Annotated in this window: 2 protein-coding genes; both read left to right on the top strand. The window is 61.4% G+C overall.

The features are described 5' to 3' along the window. A partial coding sequence (locus tag JNL55_RS36575; RefSeq protein ID WP_293866825.1) for a serine hydrolase occupies positions 1-1,740 on the top strand: 1,740 nt, incomplete at its 5' end. Continuing rightward, on the top strand, positions 1,737-2,611 hold an 875-nt coding region (locus JNL55_RS36570), incomplete at its 3' end, for an alpha/beta hydrolase family protein (protein ID WP_293866823.1). The genes JNL55_RS36575 and JNL55_RS36570, both read left to right, overlap by 4 nt.

The following is a 2,611-nucleotide window of genomic DNA, read 5'->3' as shown; positions in this document are numbered from 1 at the left end:
CCGGCTCGCCCACAGCTTCGAGAAATCCACATGGCGATAACTCGTAGAGGCGTGCTGCGCGGTGCGGCGGCAGTGTCGGCAACGCTGGGGCTCGAGAGTTTCTGGGTCGCGCAGGCGGCGACATCGGGCAGCGAATACGCGCCGGTAAATGCTGAACTAGATCAGTTCGCCGAACGCTATCTGCGCGAGAACAGCATACCCGGCATGACGTTGGTGCTGGCGGATCGCGCCGGCGTCCAACGCGTCGCGAGCTATGGCTTTGGTGACTTGCAGTCACGACGGCCGGTGCAGGACCACGAACTGTTTCAGATCGGCTCGATCAGCAAGTCGTTCATCGCCGCCTGTCTGATGCAGCTTCATGAAGAGGGAAAGCTCGATCTGCACAAGCCGCTGCAAGACTACTTGCCGTGGCTGCCCATCGATTCGGATTTCGCGCCCATCACCGCGCATCATCTGTTGACCCATTCCGGCGGACTGGTGGGGTACGGCGATTTGTTCCAGAGCGATCCAACCTACCGGCACCGCGCAGCCTATCCGCCGGGCGAGCGCTTCAACTACAGCAATATGGGGTTCGATGTACTCGGCTATCTCGCGTGGACGCTGGATGGTCGGCGGCTGTCGCAGCTGCTGCGTGAACGGATGTTCGTTCCCGCAGGCATGCGGCAGGCGGAGCCGGTCATCACTTACGAAATTCGCGATCGCTTGGTGAAAAGTTATGTGGGCTTGCGGACCGATCGGCCCGTGCCCACCACGGGACCGGTATGCGAGGCCAGCGGGATGTTCTATACCTCGGCCGCCGGATGTATTGCATCGAGTGCCCGCGACATGGGCACTTACATTCAGATGATCGCCCGGCGCGGCCAGGGCCCCAAGGGCAAAGTGCTGTCGGAACAGGCGTTCGATCAATGGACGACCGGCCGGATCGCAGCCACCTCGTATGGGCCGAAAGCGCAGTACGGCTATGGCTGGGTGGTGGATCAGCTGGACGGTCACCGCCTGCTGTTTCATCCCGGCCGCATGTATTCGTTTGTCTCCTACTTGGGCGTGGATGTCGACGCGGGCTTGGGCGCATTTGCTTCGATCAATTCGCTGGGGCCGGCACCGGCCGCTGTCGTCAAATACGCTTGTCAGTTGATGCGCTCGGTGCGTGAACGGCGCCCGGCTGCGCCGCCGCCAAAGCTGCCCGAGCCCTGGTGGCAGGAGCAGAAGGCCGCTGAGTACGCGGGCACCTTTCGACATGCCGATGGCGAATTGTTGCAGGTAATTGCCGAGAACGACCGTCTATACCTTGTGCGTGGAACGCAACGTACGCCGATGGAGTCGCTCGGCAAGGACAAGTTTCTGGCATCGCAGACCGGGCTCGATCACTACACGATGCTGTTCGGACGCAAAGACCCGGCGCGCGCCGATAGTCCGGTGGTGGAGATCGGTTGGGGCGAGCGTTGGTACGTCAACTCTGCGTATGACGGACCGAAGACCTTTACTGCCGACCCGAAATGGAACGCCTATGTCGGGCACTACAACGACAACGGCGCGATGAGTCGCAGTGTCCGCATCGTCGTTCGCAAAGGCAGGCTGTGGGTGGATGGCACCACGCCATTGAAGGAAGTCGATGGTGGCTTCGTCAGCGAAGGCAGCGAGCCGTGGGCCGAGCCGATGCGCTTCGGGCAGGTGATCAACGGCTGCTGCGAGCGTCTGCGGACCGCGGGGCGGGATTACTTTCGGGTGGATGCGGCATGAGAAATAAGATCCGAAGCAGCATGAAGATGGTGGGCTGGCTGAGCGTCGTCTGGCTGTCCTTGGGGATGGCAGTGGCGGCGGACGGCGATAAGTATCCCGCGCCGAAGGTGCCTGAGTACAAGCACGAGTTCGATATGCTGAAACGCAAGATCGATGTGCTGTCCATGTACCAGCGCTTGGGCGACATCGCCGTGATCGAGGAAATCAATATCACCTCGGTGCCGCCCCGGAATTCCAATCCCACCGGGCTCGGGGCCGGCAATCCTTTGATCGTTCCCGCCTATACCTTCGTGCCCAAGGCCCTGGGCCAGCGTCGGGCGCCGTTGCTGGTGTTCGTGCACGGTGGCGTGCATTCGAACTTCAGCGGCTTGCTGATCCCGATCGCTCGCGAACTGTTGCTGGAGGGTTATGTGCTGATCGCCCCGGAGTACCGCGGCAGTAGCGGCTTCGGCCGAGGCATGTACGACGAGATCGATTACGGCGGCGCCGAGATTGACGATTCGCATGCGGCACGCGATTGGGCGGTGGAGAACATGCCGAACGTGGATGGCTCTCGCGTTGGCATCCTGGGGTGGAGTCATGGCGGCTTTCATGCGTTGATGAATGTCTTTCGCTGGCCGGAGGACTACAAAGTGGCCTACGCCGGCGTGCCGGTCACCGATCTGGTGATGCGGATGGCGTATCAGCCCAGCTATCCGGAGATCTTTCAGAACTTCATCGGCAAGTCGGTGAACGAGGATCCGCTCGAGTATCGCCGCCGCTCGCCGGTGTTCCACGCCGACAAGTTGCAAACGCCGCTACTGATTCACACCACGACCAACGATGGCGACGTGCATGTGATGGAGGTGGAGCATCTGATCAATGCGTTGCA

It is taken from the genome of Steroidobacter sp. (assembly GCF_016790065.1).
Taxonomy (GTDB): domain Bacteria; phylum Pseudomonadota; class Gammaproteobacteria; order Steroidobacterales; family Steroidobacteraceae; genus Steroidobacter.
This window is presented reverse-complemented; position numbering and strand designations above follow the sequence as displayed.